The organism is Mesorhizobium waimense, assembly GCF_003601975.1.
Classification (GTDB): Bacteria; Pseudomonadota; Alphaproteobacteria; order Rhizobiales; family Rhizobiaceae; genus Mesorhizobium; species Mesorhizobium waimense.
Genome location: NZ_QZWZ01000159.1, coordinates 1 through 1,266, shown reverse-complemented (window position 1 = coordinate 1,266; position 1,266 = coordinate 1). Strand labels below are relative to the sequence as shown.

Genomic DNA, 1,266 nt, shown 5'->3' with positions numbered 1-1,266 from the left:
CCGACCGACAAGCCTCACCCGCAGTTTCTGCTCATCTTCTTCCATCACTTGGTGTCCACCTATTTTGGTGGACACCTCATGCATCAGAGCGCTCAACAGCAAAAGGTGCGGGGAAATTCGCGCTTACAGAAGAACAGCAACGCCTGAGCTTGCAGCTACAGTGATGACCGAGTCCATTCTCAACGGCATCACCGGTAACCCATGGCATTTGGAACGCTCCGCTGGAGGCTCCTCAGGGGGAGCAGCAGCCGCGGTGGCCGCCGGCATAACTCCTATTGCCCATGGTAACGATGGCGGCGGCTCAATTCGGATTCCGGCATCTTGGTGCGGCCTTGTCGGGCTGAACCCGTCCCGAGGACGTGTTTCCGGCGGCCCGAGCAATCAGGACGCATCGTTTGGTCTCAGCCGCGAATTTGTTCTATGTCGGACTGTGCGCGACATGGCGGTCGCCTTGGACGTCTTTTCTGGTTCTCATCCCGGCGATCCATTCATTATCGTCCAGCCGAACCGACCTTACGTGGAGGAACTCTCGCAGCCCACAGGCCGCCTGCGGGTTGGTGTCGCGAGAAGCAGTTGGGGTGTGATCGACCTCGATCCGGATGTGCTGCGTGCCGTTGAATTGACGGCAACGCTTCTCGAGGAGATGGGGCACTCGATAACAGACATCGAGCCGCCATATGAACCGGCCGAGTACAGCAAATTTGACTCCGCTCCGACGACCGCTATTTGGCTCGAAGAAGCGGCGCGAGCTATGGGGCGCCCGATCAGCTCGGACACCTTGGAGCCGGTCAACCTCAAAAGGTATCGATATGGCCGCGATTTGCCCCTTTCTCAAACGCGGGACGTACAGGAGGGCCTCCGTGGAATGCGTTTCCGCGTGGGCGAGGCGATCCATGCCTTCGACATTCTGTTGACTCCCACAATGCCAATTGTGGCCGTGCGGCATGGTGGGGTCTATTCTACGATTAGCCCAAAGATCTCCGTAGAGGAATACTTGGAAGCGGATACCGCTATTTGTCAGTACACTGGCGTCTTCAACGTTACCGGACAACCTGCTGTGTCCTTGCCTTTGGCACAAGGTGCCAGCGGGTTGCCGATCGGGATTCAGATCGTTGGTCGCTTTGGCGACGAGGCCACGCTAAGGCTTGTTGAGATTCATCGTGAGTTTATGACGGCAGCAGCAAGATTGATGAAGGCTGCGAAGCTCTGGTCGGTTTTGTCAGCTCGCATGGCGATACGCTTGAATTCCTTGAGTTTGCAGAAGAA

The 1,266-nt window shown here is 57.1% G+C and carries 2 pseudogenes; one reads left to right on the top strand and one right to left on the bottom strand.

The window, feature by feature from the left end:
* Positions 1 to 163 precede the first annotated feature (163 nt).
* Positions 164 to 1,081: pseudogene (locus tag D3227_RS41435) on the top strand (amidase); the annotation flags it as partial.
* Positions 1,082 to 1,155: 74 nt separating this feature from the next.
* Here D3227_RS41435 and D3227_RS43635 read toward each other — a convergent pair.
* Positions 1,156 to 1,266: pseudogene (locus D3227_RS43635) on the bottom strand (transposase); the annotation flags it as partial.